The sequence below is a fragment of the Ruegeria sp. CL6 genome, from assembly GCF_056536465.1.
In genome coordinates, this window is sequence record NZ_JBQFPR010000003.1 from 250,630 (window position 1) to 267,230 (window position 16,601).

Below are 16,601 nucleotides of genomic sequence, written 5' to 3' on the forward strand. Positions count from 1 at the left end.
GGGCCGTCCCATCGGGGCGGCCCTTTCTGTTTTCGTGTCCGCCCGTTAAGGTCCGCCCCATGTTGCGTATTACCGACGAAATAGTCCTGCAAGACTGGGAAATGACCGAGAGCTTTGTCCGCTCCTCCGGTCCCGGCGGGCAAAACGTGAACAAGGTTTCAACTGCGGTTGAACTGCGGTTCGAGGCGGCGCGCTCGCCCTCTTTGCCTGATCCAGTCAAAAACCGACTGAAACGGCTGGCCGGGCGTCGGTGGACCAAGGATGGCGCAATCATCATCCAATGCGAGGAAACTCGATCGCAGGCCCGCAATCGAGAGATTGCCCGTGCTCGGTTGGCAGAACTGATCGCGCGCGCGCTTGTGAAACCGAAACGGCGGATCGCGACAAAACCCACTTACGGTTCGGTGAAACGGCGACTGGCAGCGAAAAAGGCACGCTCTGACGTTAAGGCGCTGCGGGGTCGGGTGTCGGAAGATTAATCTGGAAAGTTCGCGGTGCCTTGCTACTCTGGCGCGTAAAGACGACTGGGAGGCAAGGTTATGAGGCTAGAAGGAAAAACCGCTATCGTGACCGGTGGTGCCTCGGGGTTTGGGGCAGGTATCGTCCAAAAGTTCCTGTCCGAAGGCGCGCGCGTGATGATGGCTGATATCAACGGCGAAGCGGCCCATGACATGGCTGCGTCACTCGGGGCGCAGGCCAGCGCGCAACAGGTCGATGTGTCTGATGGCGCGTCCGTTAAGGCAATGGCGGACACTGTGGCAGATACATTCGGGCATCTGGACATCTTGGTGAACAATGCGGGCGTTACGCATCTGCCGACCCCGCTCGAGGACGTGGCAGAGGACGACTTTGACAGGGTCTACCGCGTGAATATGAAGTCAGTCTACCTGACCGCTCGCGCCTTTGTTCCGCAAATGAAGACGCGACAGCAAGGCGCCATATTGAACGTAGCCTCGACCGCCGGATTATCACCACGCCCGAACCTGAACTGGTATAATGCGTCCAAGGGCTGGATGATCACTGCAACGAAAACGATGGCTGTGGAACTTGCGCCCTCAGGCGTGCGTGTCAACGCGATCTGCCCCGTCGCGGGGGAAACGCCCCTGCTGAAATCCTTCATGGGCGAGGACACGCCCGAAATGCGCGCCAAGTTTCTGTCAACGATACCGCTGGGCCGGTTTTCCACACCGGAAGACATGGCAAACGCAGCGTGTTTCCTGTGCTCGGACGAGGCCAGCATGATCACCGGTACTGCTTTGGAAGTCGACGGTGGCCGCTGTATCTGATCCGCACTTCATCTGGCTAAAAATATCCCCGCCGGAGGCAGCGCGCTTGCGCGCTTACTGGCCTGAACGTCAAAGAAACACATGACCCCTGGACCAAAGAACCTAATCACCGATGTCCCCGGCCTTTTGGTCGGCAACGCGCAGGACCATACCTTGAAATCCGGCGCGACCGTCTTAACCGCCGAGTCCCCGTTTACAGCGTCAGTTCATGTCATGGGCGGCGCACCGGGCACGCGCGAGACTGATCTGCTGGCTGCGGACAAATCCGTGGACAGGGTGGATGCGATTGTTCTGTCTGGTGGCTCGGCCTTTGGTCTGGACGCTTGTTCCGGCGTTTCGGACATGCTGCACGCGCAAGGGCGCGGGTTCCAGGTGGGTCGCGCGGTGGTCCCCATTGTACCCGGCGCAATCCTGTTTGACCTGCTGAACGGCGGCGAAAAAACATGGGCTGAAAATCCGTACCGAGGATTGGGACAACGCGCATTTCAAGTCGCCGCAGAGCAGTTCAAACTGGGAAGTGTCGGTGCAGGAACCGGGGCGCTGGCAGCGATGCATAAAGGTGGATTGGGATCAGCCTCGCTTGTGTTGGGCAGCGGTGTGACCGTGGGTGCCTTGGTCGCTGCGAACCCCTTGGGCAGTGTCACCACTCCGGGCGAGCGGCATTTCTGGGCTGCCCCCTTTGAAATCGAGGATGAATTCGGCGGGTGCGGCCCTGACAGCTCCTCGGGGTTGGGGCGGGCGGTTCTCAGCCGCAAGGCGCAAGCTATGCATCCGGCCTCGCCAGAAGACGCGAACACGACGATTGCGATCGTGGCGACGGATGCCGCCCTGTCCAAGACGCAATGTCAGCGTATGGCCGTAGCCGCGCATGACGGTATCTCACGGGCCATCGTTCCGGCGCATACGCCAGGGGACGGCGACTTGGTATTTGGGGTTAGTACTGGATCGCGCGAGATTGGCCATGATCCTTCCGAGTTGGGCATGATAGGTCATGCAGCTTCGATCTGCCTGGCGCGCGCAATCGCCCGCGCCGTCTATCTGGCGACGCCCGCGCCAGGAGACCTTTTGCCGTGCTGGTCCGAGCACAATGGCCAGGACGATTCCACCTCGTGACGCAAGCGAATCCGACCTTCGTACGCGGCAATCTGCGCGTTGACTCTGTGCCTGTGCAGGGTTCCATTCGGAACAGCCAATTTGTATCGGAGCAAAGCAATGAATCGCATCCTCGCCACCGCAATTATGGGTCTGCTGGCCATCCCCGCTTATGCTGAAGGCGACGCAGAAGCAGGCAAAAAGGCGTTTAACAAGTGCAAGTCATGCCACCTGATCGCCGACCCTGCAGGAGAAGTGATTGTCAAAGGCGGCAAAACCGGTCCGAACCTTTATGGTATCGCGGGCCGCACAGCGGGCACTGTCGACGGGTTCAAATACGGTGACAGCCTTGTCGCCGCAGGTGAAAAGGGTCTGGTCTGGGACGAAACGACCTTTGTCGAGTACGCGCAGGACCCCAAGGCATTCCTGAAATCCTATTTGGATGAAACGTCTGCAAAGTCCAAGATGACGTTCAGATTGAAGTCGGGCGCCGAGGACGTTTACGCCTATATCGTCAGCGTTTCGGGTGAATAACGTCTGAAACCGGGCAACCTGTAAGAAACCAAAAGGCCGCAGCACCTGCGGCCTTTCGTGCGGTTGATAACCAGATGGATCAGCGCCACCTTGGTTTTGCGCGGTTCAACATGCGCCCCGCGCATGGAGCCGCAAAGCCAAGTCGGTCCGGTCACGGCCAGAATATGAAACCCGGCCGTTCAGAGGGATCGGCAGCAGGAGACACCAAATGGGAATCATGATCCCGGCCTGGGTTGATGGCGAGTTGACCCCTGTGGACAAACTCGAGGCGCATGAAAAAGGACTGCGGCACAAGGCGGTATCTGTCTTTGTCGTCCGAGGGACAGAAATTCTGCTGCAGCGTCGGGCGATGGGCAAGTACCACACACCCGGCCTTTGGGCCAACACATGTTGCACCCATCCCGACTGGGGTGAGACGCCCTCGGAATGTGCTGTTCGTCGTCTGCGTGAAGAACTGGGGATCACCGGGCTATACCCCGAGTACCGGCACCGGCTGGAATATCACGCGGATGTCGGCAACAACATGATCGAACACGAGGTGGTCGATATTTTTCTGGCCCATGTCCGCGGCCCGTTGAAAGTAGAGCCCAATCCAGACGAAGTGATGGACACGCGATGGATCGACTATCACGATCTTCTGGCAGAGGTTCAGCGCCATCCGGCCCGGTTCACGCCGTGGCTGAAGATATATCTTCACAACCACGCTGACACCATATTTGGCCCCGATCTGATCATCTCGGCCAAGTCCTGAGCGCTTTTTGGGTTCGCGTTTCGTCTTGGTCGAGTTTTCGGAAAAGGCGATAGGCAGAGGCGACGTCTTACTATCCAGAACGATCACAAGCCGCTCTGGGCTTGCAAGGTCCGGCCAAGCCGCCTAAATCAACGCGTCATGGCCAAGCAGAAGACAGACCCGAATTACAAAGTGATCGCCGAAAACCGGCGTGCGCGCTTCGATTACGCGATCGAGGAAGATATCGAGTGCGGCATCGTACTGGAGGGGTCCGAGGTCAAATCGCTTCGTGTTGGCGGATCGAACATCGCCGAAAGCTACGCGTCGGTCGACGACGGAGAGTTATGGTTGATCAACAGCTACATCGCGCCTTACGAGCAGGCCAAGGTCTTCAAGCACGAGGAACGCCGCCGTCGCAAGCTGTTGGTGTCGCGCAAAGAGCTGTCGAACCTGTGGAACGCGACCCAGCGCAAGGGTATGACGCTGGTGCCTCTGGTTCTGTATTTCAATCACAAGGGCCGCGCGAAAATTAAGATCGGTATCGCCAAGGGCAAAAAGACCCACGACAAGCGCGAAACGCAGGCCAAGCGCGACTGGTCACGTCAAAAGCAGCGGCTGCTGAAGGATCACAGTTGACCCTTCTGCTGCCTTAGAATGCCATTGCTGCGGAAACTGCGCGCTGCCAGCGGACGTAAGCGGCATCCCTTTCTTCCTCGGACAATTCGGGTTCAAATCTGCGGTCTAGCTCCCAAGTTTCCGAGAATTCATGCTGTTTTGGGTAAATACCCGCACGCATTCCGGCCAGCCACGCAGCGCCCAGCGCTGTCGTTTCCTGCATGACAGGGCGGTCGACTGCTGCGCCAAGATAGTCAGCCAGACCCTGCATGGCCCAGTCCGATGCGCTGGCCCCGCCGTCTACGCGCAGTGTGACTTTGGTGTCTTGGCCCCAATCCCCTTGCATGGCGTGCCATAGGTCGCGCGTTTGGTAGGCGATGCTTTCAAGTGTGGCGCGTGCAAACTCGGCGCGACCAGAGTTGCGCGTCAGACCAAAAACAGCCCCCCGGCAATCCGGTTTCCAGTAGGGTGCACCCAGCCCCGTGAACGCAGGCACCAGCACGACGTTCTGGTTTGGGTCCGCCTGCAGCGCAAGCTCACCGCTTTCGGCCGCAGACTCGATGATCTGCAACGCGTCGCGCAGCCACTGCACGGCGGCACCAGCAACAAAGATTGACCCTTCCAGAGCGTAGGTACGTTGACCGTTCAACTGGTACGCGATGGTTGTCAGCAAGCGGTTCTTGGATTCCACCGGCTGTGACCCGGTGTTCAAAAGCGCAAAGCACCCGGTGCCATAGGTGGATTTCATCATGCCCGGTTTGAAACACGCCTGCCCGATCGTCGCGGCCTGCTGATCACCTGCAACGCCCAGAATGGGAATCTCGCCGCCCAACAGGGTTGTTGTTCCAAAGTCCGAGGCGCAGTCGTGCACCTCGGGCAGCATATTCATCGGAACATCCAGCAGATCACAAATCTCGGCGCTCCATTCGCCCCTGTGTATGTCAAACAGCAGGGTTCGGGCGGCGTTGGTGGCGTCGGTGGCATGGCTGCGGCCTTCGGTCAGGCGCCAGATCAGGAAACAGTCGATGGTGCCGAACATCAGCTCTCCTGCTTCGGCCTTGTCCCGCGCACCCGGCACGGTATCCAGCAACCATTTGACCTTGGTTCCCGAGAAATACGGGTCCAGCAGCAGACCGGTCTGGACGGTGATATCGTCTTCGCATCCAGCTTGTTTGTAACGGGCGCAAATCTCGGCGGTGCGGCGGTCCTGCCAGACGATGGCATTGTGGATCGGCTTGCCCGTGGCACGGTCCCAGACGACGGTGGTTTCGCGCTGATTGGTGATCCCGATACCTGCGATCTGATCCGGCGTCACACCGGCACTGTCCATCACTTCGCGGCAGACCCGAAGAACGCTGTCCCAGATCTCCTCGGGGTCATGCTCGACCCAACCTTCCTGCGGAAAATGCTGCGTGAACTCATGCTGAGCGGTGTCCACGCGTTGCATATCCGCGTCGAACAAAATGGCCCGCGATGATGTAGTGCCCTGATCAATGGCAAGAATAAAGGTCACGCCTGCGTCCCTCCCGTTTCGTTTTGCGGGACTTTAGCGCAAACGGTTACGAACGTACCAGAGCGATCGGACAGGAATATTGTCGATCAACCGAACACCGTCCGCCCAGGCTGCTGCAAACAGGCGCGCCGGGCGTGATGCATGGGTCAGCGGCTCAAGCGTATCGGCGCAGCGTAGCTGAATATATTCGACCTGCGTAAACCCGGCGGCCAGCAGTTCGGTTTCGGCCCGAGCGCCCAAAGTGTCAAATTGCGCACCATCGGCCAATTCCTTAGCAAGCGCGCGCATGATCCGGTGTTTGTTGGCGGCAATGTCCAACCCTTGCGGCGATAGACGCAGATTGCGCGACGACATCGCCAGCCCCGAGGGCTCGCGAACCGTGGGGCAGCCGATCACGTCGACCGGAATGTCCAGATCACGTGCCATGCGGCGCACGACCATCAGTTGTTGATAGTCTTTTTCCCCGAAATACGCGCGATCCGCCTGCGTTTGCAGAAACAGTTTGGCGACCACGGTGGCCACGCCATCGAAATGGCCGGGACGGAACTCGCCTTCCATCACATTGGTCAGGCCTGCGACGGAAACGGTGGTGGCGAATCCCTGCGGATAGATTTCCTCGGGCTCGGGCACGTAGATCGCGTCGACGCCGTAAGGGACAAGTTTCTGCGCGTCCTCGTTTTCGGTGCGCGGATACTTGGCCAGATCCTCGGGGTTGTTGAATTGTTTGGGGTTCACGAAAATTGTCACGATCACCCGGTCCGAGCCCGCTTTGGCCGCCGCGACCAGCGACAGATGCCCCTGATGCAGCGCGCCCATCGTGGGTACGACGCCGATCGTTTCACCATCATTGTGCCATTGAGTTGTCAACGCGCGCAGATCCGTCAGGCGGCGCAGTATTGGGGCAGTCATTTAGTTTGTCCTTTGGCCGGAGCCTGATCTGAGAACACGTGTTCTTCGGCCGGAAAAGCCCGCGCACGGACGTCGGCGGCGTATTCAGCGATGGCCGATTCCGCCAACGGGCCAAGCTCGGCATAGCGTTTGACGAATTTTGGTTTGAAGGCGGTGAAAAAGCCGACCATGTCATCCACCACCAGAATCTGACCGTCGCACCCGGCAGAGGCACCGATGCCGATCGTGGGGATTGCGATTTCAGCCGTAATCCGGTCGGCCAGCCGTTGTGGAACTTTTTCAAGCACAACGGAAAACGCGCCCGCTTCGGCAACGGCGCGGGCATCGGCCAGCACCGCTTCGGCCTGGTCATCCCGGCCTTGCACCTTGTAGCCGCCCAGCGTGTTGATGGATTGCGGCGTCAGGCCGATATGCGCCATCACCGGGATGCCGCGTTTGACCAGAAAGCGGATGGTTTCCGCCATCTCGACGCCGCCTTCCAACTTGACCGCGCCTGCGCCCGTTTCAGCCATCAGGCGGGCAGCGTTGCGGAAAGCCTCGTTTGGCGAATGCTCGTAGCTGGCGAACGGCATATCAATGACCATCATCGCGTTGTTCAAACCGCGCGAGACGGCCTGACCATGCAGGATCATCATCTCCATCGTCACCCCAAGGGTCGATTCCAGACCATGCAGCACCATACCGACGCTGTCGCCCACCAGAACAAAGTCGCAATGGTCATCCATCAGCCGTGCCATCGGCGTGGTATAGGCGGTCAGGCTGACCAGAGGTTCGCCCCCTTTTCGGGCGCGGATATCCTCTGCGTTTGGTGCCTTTTTGCGGGCGGTGGCGCTCATGATCGCTCCTCCGGGATTCATGTTGCAGCGCGGCATAGCAGATCGGACACGGGCTAAGAAACCCCGGTTGCGCCAACAATCCCTTGATTGACCTAAGGTTTAAAGTGACATTGGTCTTGGAAAGGCCCGGAAAAATACGGGGCCGCAGATATTCAGTGGGGAGTTATTTCTATGACAAAGCAGATGTTTCGGTCCTTCGCCTCGGCCCTAGCGGTGGGCGTCAGCCTGTTCGCGACGCAGGGTTTGGCCAAGTCCGACATAACCATCGCCATGCAACTGGAACCACCGCATCTGGACCCGACCAGCGCCGCGGCGCAGGCTATCGATTCGGTTGTGTACACGAATATATTTGAAGGTCTGACGCGGTTCATGGGGGATGGCTCGGTCGTGCCCGGCCTGGCCGAAAGCTGGGAGATTTCTGAGGACGGCACGGTTTACACCTTCAAGCTGCATGACGGGGTTACGTTCCATGATGGCACGGCGATGGATGCCGAAGACGTCAAGTTCACCCTTGATCGCGCCACCGCCGAAGACAGCGCCAACGCGCAAAAAGCCCTGTTTGCCGGCATCGAAAGCGTCGAGGTCGTGGACCCCCTGACCGTTAAGGTCACGCTGTCGGCTCCGAACGGGAACTTTCTGTTCAATCTGGCTTGGGGTGACGCGGTGATCGTGGCCCCCGAGAGTATCGATAATATCAAGACCAACCCTGTCGGAACTGGCGCATTTACCTTTGGCGAATGGGTTCAGGGCGACAGCATCACGCTGAACCGCAACCCGGATTATTGGGGCGAACAACCAGCGCTTGAGACTGCCACATTCAAATTCATTTCGGACCCCACCGCCGCCTTTGCTGCGATGATGGCTGAAGATGTGGATGTGTTTGACAACTTCCCCGCGCCTGAAAATCTGCCTCAGTTCGAGGCTGATCCGCGGTTTCAGGTGCTCGTTGGATCAACCGAAGGCGAGACCATCCTTTCGACCAACAACAAGCAGCCACCCTTCGATGACATTTTGGTGCGGCAGGCAATGGCTCATGCGATTGACCGGCAGGCCATTATCGACGGAGCCATGTTTGGCTACGGAACGCCGATTGGAACTCATTTTGCTCCGCACAACCCGGCCTATGTCGATCTGACGGGCAACTCGGCATACGACCCGAAGATGGCGGCACAGTTGTTGGCTGAGGCTGGGTATGCAGACGGGTTTGAAACCACTTTGCACCTGCCGCCCCCTTCCTACGCGCGCCGTGGCGGAGAGATCATCGCCGCACAACTGGCCGAAGTTGGAATACAGGCGGAAATCATCAACGTGGAATGGGCGCAATGGCTGGAATCCGTGTTCAAGGGTAAGGATTTTGGCCTGACGATTGTCAGCCATACCGAGCCGATGGACATCGGTATCTACGCGCGGCCTGACTACTATTTCCAGTATGACAGCGTCGATTTCCAGACATTGATGGAGACTCTGAACGGCACCACTGATCCGGATGCGCGTAAAAAGCTGTTGGGTGAAGCTCAGCGCCTGATCTCAAATGACTATGTCAACGGATACCTTTTCCAGCTTGCCAAACTCGGCGTCGCCAAAGCCGGGGTTCAGGGTCTGTGGGAAAACGCGCCAACGGCCGCCATTGACCTGACCGCGATCAGTTGGTCCGAGTAATCGCTTCGGGGCCGCAATAGGCGGCCCCGGTAAACTGCAATTGCCGAAAAAGCCTTGCTATGACGGTATTTCGCATATTCTGCTTATTTGTCGCGACCGCGTTTCTGACCATTTCGTCTGTCGGTCAGGTTCAGGCGCAAAACGCGCTTGGGGGGCGATTGGATGCGCTGGCGGGCACGCCGGAAAACCCTCTGCAGGTTGGCATCGGCATCTGGATCGACCAGATCACCAGCGTCGATCAGAAGGCCGAGAATTACGGTGCGGTTGTTGTGTTGCGGGTGGAATGGACCGACCCCGCACTGGCCTTTGATCAACAGGCATTGGGTCGTGATATCAGGGTTTTTAGTCCACCTGCCCTTGCCGACCATGCGGCAAATATCGGGGCCGTGCTGCCCGCCTTTGTCATTCACAACCAGCAATCCAACAAGTGGATACACGAGTCCGCCGCCTCGCTGCGGTATGACGGTCGGGTGGTCTATGTCGAGAAGTCCAATCTGACGTTGCAGGCTCCGCATTTCGATTTTCGCAAATACCCGTTCGACACGCAGGATTTCTTCTTTGAAGTCGTCTCGATCTTTCCCTCGGACTACGTGTCCTACTATCCACTTGAGGACCACTCGGGCCTGGGCGACATGCTGGGCGAGGAAGAGTGGGTTCTTGGAAATGCTCGTGTCGAAGTATCGACGGTTCCGGGACTGTCAGGGCATGAAAGTGATCAAATTGCGCTGGTTTTTGAAGGCAACCGTCACCTGACCTATTATGTGATCCGTGTTTTCCTGCCGATGCTGGTGCTGATCACGGTCGGCTGGGCGCTGTTCTTTCTGGACGAATACCGCAGGCGGATCGAAATCGCCGGAGGCAACCTTTTGGTGTTTGTGGCCTTTAACTGGGCAATCTCGGCCGATCTGCCCAAGCTGGGATACCTGACTTTTCTGGATTTCGTTCTGCAGTGCATGTTCCTGATGACCGGGGCTTTGATCGTGTTCAACGTGGCTCTGCGAAAGCTGAAAGTATCAGGTCGGGAAAACGGTGCGCGCAAACTGGACAATTATGCGATCAAGTGGATTTACCCGCTGGGCTATGCGGCCATCGTCGGTTACGCGGTTTTTGCCTATCTTCTGATACCTTAGGTGCTGGACCCGCGCCATATGTGACCCTAACGTGGCTTCAATGCTCCGTTATGCTTTGAAACGTCTGATGTCCCTGATGATCAGCCTGGCTGTGGCCTCGGTGGTCATTTTTGCGGTGATCGAGGTTGCCCCCGGCGATCCCGCGTCCTTTATGCTGGGCGTCAACGCGCAAGAGGACACGCTGGCCGCGCTGCGTGTAGAACTCGGGTTGGATGGCTCGAAGCTTCAGCGTTACTTTAGCTGGGTTAGCGGGATGCTGGTGGGGGATTTCGGAACCTCCTACACATATCGCACACCGGTTTCACAGATGATCGCAGATCGGTTGTGGGTGTCGCTGCCCTTGGCGTTATACGCGCTGACCCTTTCGACCCTGATCGCCTTTCCCGCTGGTATCTATGCCGCCGAGCGCCGGGGCAAGCCAGGGGATTTGACCGTGATGGGCGCGACGCAACTGGGCATCGCGGTCCCCAATTTCTGGTTCGCGATGATGCTGGTGCTGATCTTCGCCATCAACCTGCGCTGGTTTAACGCCGGAGGGTTCGCAGGGTGGGACACCGGGTTCTGGATTGGCCTGCATTCCCTGACCCTGCCCGCCATCGCGCTGGCCCTACCGCAAGCGGCGATTCTGGCGCGGGTGATGCGGTCATCGCTGCTGGATATTCTGGGCGAGGATTTCATGCGGACGGCGCGCGCCAAGGGGTTATCGCGCAGGCAAGCCTTGTGGAGGCATGGCGTGCGCAACGCGCTGATTCCGGTGCTGACGATAATCGGGCTGCAATTTTCTTTCCTTCTGGCCGGTTCGATCATTATCGAACAGGTGTTTTACCTTCCGGGCCTCGGGCGGCTGGTGTTTCAGGCGATCTCTGCCCGGGACCTGATCGTGGTGGAATCGGTGGTCATGCTGCTGGTGTTTGCAGTCATCACCGTGAATTTTCTGGTCGATCTGGCCTATGCCGCCGTCGATCCCCGCCTGAGGAGCCGGACATGAGCCGCAACCTGATCCTTGGCGCGGCTTTGTCGTCGCTGGTTGTTCTGGCGGCGTTGGTCTCGTTTATCTGGACACCTTACGACTATGCGGCGCTGAGCATCCCAGACAAGCTGCAACCGCCAAATGCGCAGCACTGGTTCGGAACGGATCATTTTGGCCGTGACATGTTTTCCATGATCATGGTCGGAGCCCGAACGTCCATTGCAGTGGCCTTGGTCGCGGTGGGTATCGGCATGGCACTAGGTGTGCCGCTGGGACTGGCGGCAGCAGCGCGCAAAGGATCGTGGCTGGATGAGCTAATCATGCGCGGCAACGATTTGGTATTTGCGTTTCCCTCATTGGTCATCGCGATCCTGATCACCGCCGTGTTCGGAGCCGGAGCGGTCAACGCGATCATAGCGATTGGCATTTTCAACATCCCCGTCTTCGCCCGCATCACTCGCGGCGCGGCGCTGTCCCTGTGGGAGCGCGAATTCATCCTCGCCGCGCGCGTGTCGGGCAAGGGCGCTGCCCGGATATCAGCCGAACACATCCTGCCCAATGTCGCCAATTTGCTGATCGTGCAGGGAACCATTCAGTTCTCGCTTGGGATTCTGGCCGAGGCGGGCCTGTCTTATGTCGGTCTGGGGGCGCAACCGCCAACGCCCAGTTGGGGTCGGATGCTGGCCGACGCACAGACAATGGTCAGTTTTGCCCCGCATTTGGCTCTGATTCCGGGGTTTGCGATTATCGTCACCGTGCTGGGCCTGAACCTGTTGGGGGATGGCCTGCGTGATTGGCTGGATCCCCGGATAAGGGTGGCGCGCGCATGAGCTTGCTGGACATCAAGAACCTGTCCCTGTCGATCCACGGGGTTGAAATCCTGAAACAGGTCAGTCTGTCCGTCGACCCGGGTCAGATCGTGGCCGTCACGGGTGAAAGCGGCTCGGGCAAGTCCATGACGGCCCTGTCCGTCATGAACCTGCTGCCAAACGGGGCGCAAACGCAGGGCGCGATCCGGCTGGACGCTCTTGACCTGCTGACCCGCCCCGAGGTGGAAATGTGCGCCCTGCGCGGTGCCTCAATCGGAATGGTGTTTCAAGAGCCGATGACCGCGTTGAACCCGGTCAAGACCATCGGGGATCAGGTGATGGAGACAATCCTGATTCACAAGGCGATGCCCCGCCCGCAAGCCCGCGAACGCGCCGAGGAGGTTCTGACCCGTGTGGGCCTGCCGCCTGATCGGTTCCCCCTGATCCGCTATCCGCACGAGTTGTCGGGCGGACAGCGCCAGCGTGTCGTGATCGCCATGGCCATTGCACTGCGCCCAACGCTGCTGATCGCGGATGAGCCCACGACAGCGTTGGATGTCACCACGCAGGCGCAAATCCTCGATCTGCTCAGGGGGTTGGTCAGCGAGTATGGCATGGGTCTGCTGATGATCACTCATGATCTGGCGGTTGTGGCGGATCTGGCCGACAAGATCGTCGTTATGCGTCACGGCGAAGTTGTTGAAGAAGGGGCCACGGAAAACCTGTTGCGCAACATGCAGCACCCTTACACGCGCATGCTGTTCGAGGCGTCTGGCCACAAGGTTTCCTTGCCCGACACGATAAGCCCGCGCCCGTTGCTGGAGGTTACGCAGGTCGTCCGCGACTACCGCCTTCCCCGGAAAGGCTTGTTCGATGCACCCGGTCATCACCGCGCCGTCGATCAGGTCAGTTTCACCCTCAATAGTGGCGAGCGTTTGGGGTTGGTCGGCGAGTCTGGTTGCGGAAAATCGACCCTAACACGGGCGATTTTGGGGTTAGAGGAGGTTCAGGCCGGGGAAATCCGACTGGACGGGGAACCTGTTTTTGCGGGCCACAAGCCCAACCCAGCCGTTCGGCGAAAGATGCAGGTGGTGTTCCAGGACCCTTACGGCAGTTTCAACCCCGGTCACCGGGTCGCGCGGTTGATCACAGAGCCGTTTCACGTATTGGACACTCCCCCCAAAGGGACCGAGCGTCAGGACTTGATCGCCGAAATGCTAAGTGCCGTGGGCCTCAGCCCCAAAGATGCCGATAAGTACATCCACGAATTTTCCGGCGGTCAGCGGCAGCGCATTGCCATTGCCCGCGCCTTGATCATCCGGCCCGAGTTGATCCTGTTTGACGAGGCGGTTTCGGCGCTCGACGTGTCCGTACGCGCGCAAATCCTCGACCTTCTGGTCGAGCTCTGCGCGGCGTATGACCTGACCTATTTGTTCATCAGCCACGATCTTAGCGTTGTCAGAACGATAACCGACCGCGTTATGGTGATGCAGGCCGGTAAAATTGTTGAGCAGGGTGAGACCGAGCAGGTCTTTTCCGATCCGCAGCATCCCTATACCCGAACCCTGATCAACGCCGCGCCCATCCTGCCAGATATTGGCAGCCAGGTGGCTTAATCCCCCATGTTAGAGCCGCAATAGGAGATCGAAATGCCCAATCCTCTCTGGTTCAACCCAACCCATTGCCTGATCGGTGGCGCATGGGTCGATCCTGCCTCGGGGTCCACGCTGCCTTTGGTCAACCCTTCCGACGGGACTGAGATTTGCCGCATCGCTTGCGGTGAGGCCGCAGATATCGACGCGGCGGTTCAGGCTGCGCACTCGGCCCTGGACGGCGACTGGGGCCGTAAAACAGCGCTGGAGCGGGGCCGCATCCTGACGCGTCTGGGTCAGTTGGTTCTGGAACGAGTCGAAGATTTGGCAGCTTTGGAGGCGATGGATGTTGGCAAGCCGCTGACACAGGCCCGCGCCGATGCCGTGGCGCTGGCGCGGTATTGCGAGTTTTACGGCGGTGCCGCCGACAAGGTCATGGGCGAGACGATCCCTTATCTGGAAGGCTATACCGTCTATACTTTGCGCGAGCCGCATGGGGTGACGGGTCACATCGTGCCGTGGAATTACCCCATGCAGATCATTGGCCGCTCGGTCGGGGCGGCGCTGGCGATGGGCAATGCGTGTGTTCTGAAACCTGCCGAAGAAGCCTGTCTGACCGCGCTTGCCTTCGCACATCTGGCGCAAGAGGCCGGGTTGCCAGCAGGTGCGTTGAACGTGGTGCCCGGATTGGGTGCCGAGGCTGGCGCTGCATTGTCCGGTCATCCGGGCGTGCATCATATCTCGTTTACCGGGTCGGTCGCCACAGGTGCGTTGGTGCAACAGGCGGCAGGCCGCAATGTGGTGCCAGTGACGCTGGAACTGGGCGGGAAGTCCCCGCAACTGGTGTTTGACGATGCTGATCTGGACGCCGCCCTGCCGTTTCTGGTGAACGCAGGAATTCAGAACGCGGGTCAAACATGTTCGGCCTCGTCCCGGATTCTGGTGCAGCGTGGGGTGTATGAGCAGGTCAAATCCCGCATGGCCGACGCCTATGCCGATCTGACCGTTGGGCCAGCGAATGAGGATTTGCGCGTCGGCCCCCTGATTTCAGCCCGTCAAAAGGACATCGTCGAAGGGTTTCTGGCCAAGGGCGCGGACCTGAAAATCTCCGCGCAGGGTCGCATTGTTGAACACGCACCGATTGATGGAGCTTATGTCTGCCCTACTCTGTTTGCTGACGTTCCGCCTGATCATGCGTTGGCCCGGGACGAGATATTCGGCCCCGTGCAGGTCTTGATCCCCTTTGAGTCCGAGGAAGACGCCGTGCGGATTGCCAACGGAACCGACTATGGCCTAGTGGCCAGCATCTGGACCCGCGACGGTGCACGCCAGATGCGATTGGCGAAACGTCTGCGCTCGGGTCAGGTTTTCGTCAACAATTATGGGGCCGGTGGTGGCGTGGAACTGCCCTTTGGCGGGGTGGGAAAATCCGGGCATGGCCGCGAAAAGGGATTTGAGGCGCTGTTTGGGTTCTCACAACTCAAAACAGTGGCAAGTTACCATGGTTAGAGCTTAAACGATCACCTCGATCGACTCTTGCGCGCCCACTCCGAACACGCGTTTGTAGCGGTCGATTTCCTCAGCCGGACCCATGGCTTTTTCCGGGTTGTCCGACAGTTTGACCGTTGGGCGGCCATTGGCTGAAACAGCTTTACACACCAGTGAAAACGGGGCCAGCGCGTCATCGGGCACCAGTCCGCGGAAATCATTGGTCAAGAGCGTGCCCCAACCAAACGACACCTTGGTGCGTCCTGCAAACTGGCCGTGCAGCTCGCGGATCTTGTCTACGTCCAGCCCGTCAGAAAAGATCACCCGCTTTTCCATTGGATCCTCGCCGCGTGATTTCCACCATTGGATTGCAGTTTCCGCGCCGGTGGCCGGATCGCCACTGTCCACGCGGATACCTGTCCAACCGGCCAGCCAATCAGGGGCGCGATCCAGAAAACCCTGTGTGCCATAAGTGTCAGGCAGGATGATGCGAAGATTACCGTCATGTTCGTCATGCCAGTCGCTGAGGACATCATACGGCGCCTGCGCCAGTGCCTCATCGGTATCAGCCAGCGCCGAGTAAACCATCGGCAGCTCGTGCGCGTTGGTGCCGATGGCTTCAACCTCGCGCCGCATGGCAATCAGGCAGTTCGACGTGCCGCTGAACGCAGGCCCCAGCCCTTCGATCATGGCCTGGACGCACCAGTCCTGCCACAGAAAGGAATGCCTGCGACGCGTTCCGAAATCGGCGATGCCTAATCCTTCAATCCCGCGAAGTTGTTCGATTTTCTCCCAAACGCGGGTCATCGCACGGGCATAGAGCACCTGAAGCTCGAACCGGCGCATGTCGTTCAGCACGGCGCGCGACCGCAGCTCCATCAGAACGGCCAATGCGGGGATTTCCCACAGCATGACCTCGTGCCACTTCCCTTCAAAGGTCAGCTCGTATTGGTCACCCTTGCGTTCCAGATGGTAGGGCGGCAGGCGCAGGTTCTCGAACCACTCCATGAAATCCGAGCGGAACATTTGCCGTTTGCCGTAGAACATATTGCCGCGCAGCCATGTGCTTTCGCCTCGGCTGAGGCTCAGCGAACGGATGTGATCCAACTGTTCCCGCAGTTCGCCTTCGTCGATAAGCTGGGCGAGGGGGATGTGATTCGACCGGTTGATCAGCGAAAACACCACATCCGTTTGGGGCTTATTTCGAAACACTGACTGGCACATCAGCAGTTTGTAGAAATCTGTGTCGATTAAAGACCGGACAATCGGGTCAATCTGCCATTTATGATTGTACACGCGCGCCGCAATATCGACCATGGGGAACTCCTGCGATTTCCGTTGTTAGATCAATCGGTGCGTTGAATGGCAAGAGTCGCTGGTTTGGGGACAATGACAATGTCAGGTCACAAAGCGAGCATATTGTGAAATCTTTTCGCTT

General features: G+C 58.9%; 16 protein-coding genes. 12 read left to right on the forward strand and 4 right to left on the reverse strand.

The window, feature by feature from the left end; all coding sequences use genetic code 11:
• The first annotated feature begins 59 nt into the window (after positions 1-59).
• The 6 genes from arfB to smpB all read left to right on the forward strand — a co-directional run bounded on the left by arfB (position 60) and on the right by smpB (position 4,278).
• Positions 60-479, forward strand: coding sequence for an alternative ribosome rescue aminoacyl-tRNA hydrolase ArfB (gene arfB, locus ACR0LH_RS10770; RefSeq protein WP_480720936.1), 420 nt, complete (start codon positions 60-62; stop codon positions 477-479).
• Positions 480-539: 60 nt separating this feature from the next.
• The gene (locus ACR0LH_RS10775) at positions 540-1,286 is read left to right on the forward strand and encodes an SDR family oxidoreductase (RefSeq protein WP_480720938.1); all 747 of its coding nucleotides are present in this window, start codon (positions 540-542) and stop codon (positions 1,284-1,286) included.
• An 81-nt stretch (positions 1,287-1,367) separates the two neighbouring features.
• A complete protein-coding gene (locus tag ACR0LH_RS10780) occupies positions 1,368-2,399 on the forward strand; it encodes a P1 family peptidase (protein WP_480720939.1) in 1,032 nt (343 codons plus the stop codon).
• A 99-nt stretch (positions 2,400-2,498) separates the two neighbouring features.
• Positions 2,499-2,912 carry a cytochrome c family protein gene (locus tag ACR0LH_RS10785; RefSeq protein WP_170483496.1) on the forward strand — a complete coding sequence of 138 codons (414 nt, stop codon included), beginning with the start codon at positions 2,499-2,501 and terminating at the stop codon, positions 2,910-2,912.
• A 208-nt stretch (positions 2,913-3,120) separates the two neighbouring features.
• Complete coding sequence (gene idi / locus ACR0LH_RS10790) at positions 3,121-3,663, forward strand: isopentenyl-diphosphate Delta-isomerase (protein WP_170387821.1); 543 nt, start codon at positions 3,121-3,123, stop codon at positions 3,661-3,663.
• Between the two features lie 138 nt (positions 3,664-3,801).
• Positions 3,802-4,278: an SsrA-binding protein SmpB gene (gene smpB, locus ACR0LH_RS10795; protein WP_480720940.1), complete on the forward strand. Its 477-nt coding sequence runs from the start codon at positions 3,802-3,804 to the stop codon at positions 4,276-4,278.
• A gap of 13 nt (positions 4,279-4,291) precedes the next feature.
• Here smpB and glpK read toward each other — a convergent pair whose 3' ends face one another.
• Genes glpK through panB form a run of 3 tightly spaced genes read right to left on the reverse strand, consistent with a single transcriptional unit; the run spans position 4,292 to position 7,515 of the window.
• Positions 4,292-5,770 (reverse strand): glycerol kinase GlpK, encoded by a 1,479-nt coding sequence (gene glpK / locus ACR0LH_RS10800; RefSeq protein ID WP_480720942.1) that lies wholly within the window; start codon positions 5,768-5,770, stop codon positions 4,292-4,294.
• Between the two features lie 33 nt (positions 5,771-5,803).
• Positions 5,804-6,679: a pantoate--beta-alanine ligase gene (gene panC / locus ACR0LH_RS10805; protein WP_480720943.1), complete on the reverse strand. Its 876-nt coding sequence runs from the start codon at positions 6,677-6,679 to the stop codon at positions 5,804-5,806.
• On the reverse strand, positions 6,676-7,515 hold the full coding sequence (panB, locus tag ACR0LH_RS10810; protein ID WP_480720945.1) for a 3-methyl-2-oxobutanoate hydroxymethyltransferase: 840 nt from the start codon (positions 7,513-7,515) through the stop codon (positions 6,676-6,678). The genes panC and panB overlap by 4 nt, the downstream gene beginning before the upstream one ends.
• A 171-nt stretch (positions 7,516-7,686) precedes the next feature.
• Between panB and ACR0LH_RS10815 the strand changes: the two genes are divergently transcribed.
• The 6 genes from ACR0LH_RS10815 to ACR0LH_RS10840 are packed head-to-tail and all read left to right on the forward strand — an operon-like array spanning position 7,687 to position 15,184.
• A complete protein-coding gene (locus ACR0LH_RS10815) occupies positions 7,687-9,174 on the forward strand; it encodes an ABC transporter substrate-binding protein (RefSeq protein ID WP_480720946.1) in 1,488 nt (495 codons plus the stop codon).
• Between the two features lie 59 nt (positions 9,175-9,233).
• Positions 9,234-10,304 (forward strand): ligand-gated ion channel, encoded by a 1,071-nt coding sequence (locus ACR0LH_RS10820; RefSeq protein WP_480720948.1) that lies wholly within the window; start codon positions 9,234-9,236, stop codon positions 10,302-10,304.
• A gap of 40 nt (positions 10,305-10,344) precedes the next feature.
• Entirely contained in the window at positions 10,345-11,292 is a 948-nt protein-coding gene (locus ACR0LH_RS10825) for an ABC transporter permease (RefSeq protein WP_480720950.1), read from the forward strand.
• The gene (locus ACR0LH_RS10830; protein ID WP_480720951.1) at positions 11,289-12,104 is read left to right on the forward strand and encodes an ABC transporter permease; all 816 of its coding nucleotides are present in this window, start codon (positions 11,289-11,291) and stop codon (positions 12,102-12,104) included. Before ACR0LH_RS10825 ends, ACR0LH_RS10830 begins: the two co-directional genes overlap by 4 nt.
• A complete protein-coding gene (locus ACR0LH_RS10835; protein ID WP_480720953.1) occupies positions 12,101-13,699 on the forward strand; it encodes an ABC transporter ATP-binding protein in 1,599 nt (532 codons plus the stop codon). Before ACR0LH_RS10830 ends, ACR0LH_RS10835 begins: the two co-directional genes overlap by 4 nt.
• Before the next feature lie 33 nt (positions 13,700-13,732).
• The gene (locus tag ACR0LH_RS10840; protein WP_480720955.1) at positions 13,733-15,184 is read left to right on the forward strand and encodes an aldehyde dehydrogenase family protein; all 1,452 of its coding nucleotides are present in this window, start codon (positions 13,733-13,735) and stop codon (positions 15,182-15,184) included.
• 3 nt (positions 15,185-15,187) lie between these two features.
• On the opposite strand, the gene pncB is transcribed toward ACR0LH_RS10840, so the two are convergent.
• Positions 15,188-16,480, reverse strand: a complete 1,293-nt coding sequence (pncB, locus tag ACR0LH_RS10845; protein WP_170387799.1) for a nicotinate phosphoribosyltransferase — start codon at positions 16,478-16,480, stop codon at positions 15,188-15,190.
• Positions 16,481-16,601 lie beyond the last annotated feature (121 nt).

What these genes read in the sequence shown, in the direction of transcription:
- arfB (WP_480720936.1), top strand. Translation starts at nt 60, where the DNA reads ATGTTGCGTATTACCGACGAAATAGTCCTGCAAGACTGGGAAATGACC.
- ACR0LH_RS10775 (WP_480720938.1), top strand. Translation starts at nt 540, where the DNA reads ATGAGGCTAGAAGGAAAAACCGCTATCGTGACCGGTGGTGCCTCGGGG.
- ACR0LH_RS10780 (WP_480720939.1), top strand. Translation starts at nt 1,368, where the DNA reads ATGACCCCTGGACCAAAGAACCTAATCACCGATGTCCCCGGCCTTTTG.
- ACR0LH_RS10785 (WP_170483496.1), top strand. Translation starts at nt 2,499, where the DNA reads ATGAATCGCATCCTCGCCACCGCAATTATGGGTCTGCTGGCCATCCCC.
- idi (WP_170387821.1), top strand. Translation starts at nt 3,121, where the DNA reads ATGGGAATCATGATCCCGGCCTGGGTTGATGGCGAGTTGACCCCTGTG.
- smpB (WP_480720940.1), top strand. Translation starts at nt 3,802, where the DNA reads ATGGCCAAGCAGAAGACAGACCCGAATTACAAAGTGATCGCCGAAAAC.
- panC (WP_480720943.1), bottom strand. Translation starts at nt 6,679, where the DNA reads ATGACTGCCCCAATACTGCGCCGCCTGACGGATCTGCGCGCGTTGACA.
- panB (WP_480720945.1), bottom strand. Translation starts at nt 7,515, where the DNA reads ATGAGCGCCACCGCCCGCAAAAAGGCACCAAACGCAGAGGATATCCGC.
- ACR0LH_RS10815 (WP_480720946.1), top strand. Translation starts at nt 7,687, where the DNA reads ATGACAAAGCAGATGTTTCGGTCCTTCGCCTCGGCCCTAGCGGTGGGC.
- ACR0LH_RS10820 (WP_480720948.1), top strand. Translation starts at nt 9,234, where the DNA reads ATGACGGTATTTCGCATATTCTGCTTATTTGTCGCGACCGCGTTTCTG.
- ACR0LH_RS10825 (WP_480720950.1), top strand. Translation starts at nt 10,345, where the DNA reads ATGCTCCGTTATGCTTTGAAACGTCTGATGTCCCTGATGATCAGCCTG.
- ACR0LH_RS10830 (WP_480720951.1), top strand. Translation starts at nt 11,289, where the DNA reads ATGAGCCGCAACCTGATCCTTGGCGCGGCTTTGTCGTCGCTGGTTGTT.
- ACR0LH_RS10835 (WP_480720953.1), top strand. Translation starts at nt 12,101, where the DNA reads ATGAGCTTGCTGGACATCAAGAACCTGTCCCTGTCGATCCACGGGGTT.
- ACR0LH_RS10840 (WP_480720955.1), top strand. Translation starts at nt 13,733, where the DNA reads ATGCCCAATCCTCTCTGGTTCAACCCAACCCATTGCCTGATCGGTGGC.
- pncB (WP_170387799.1), bottom strand. Translation starts at nt 16,480, where the DNA reads ATGGTCGATATTGCGGCGCGCGTGTACAATCATAAATGGCAGATTGAC.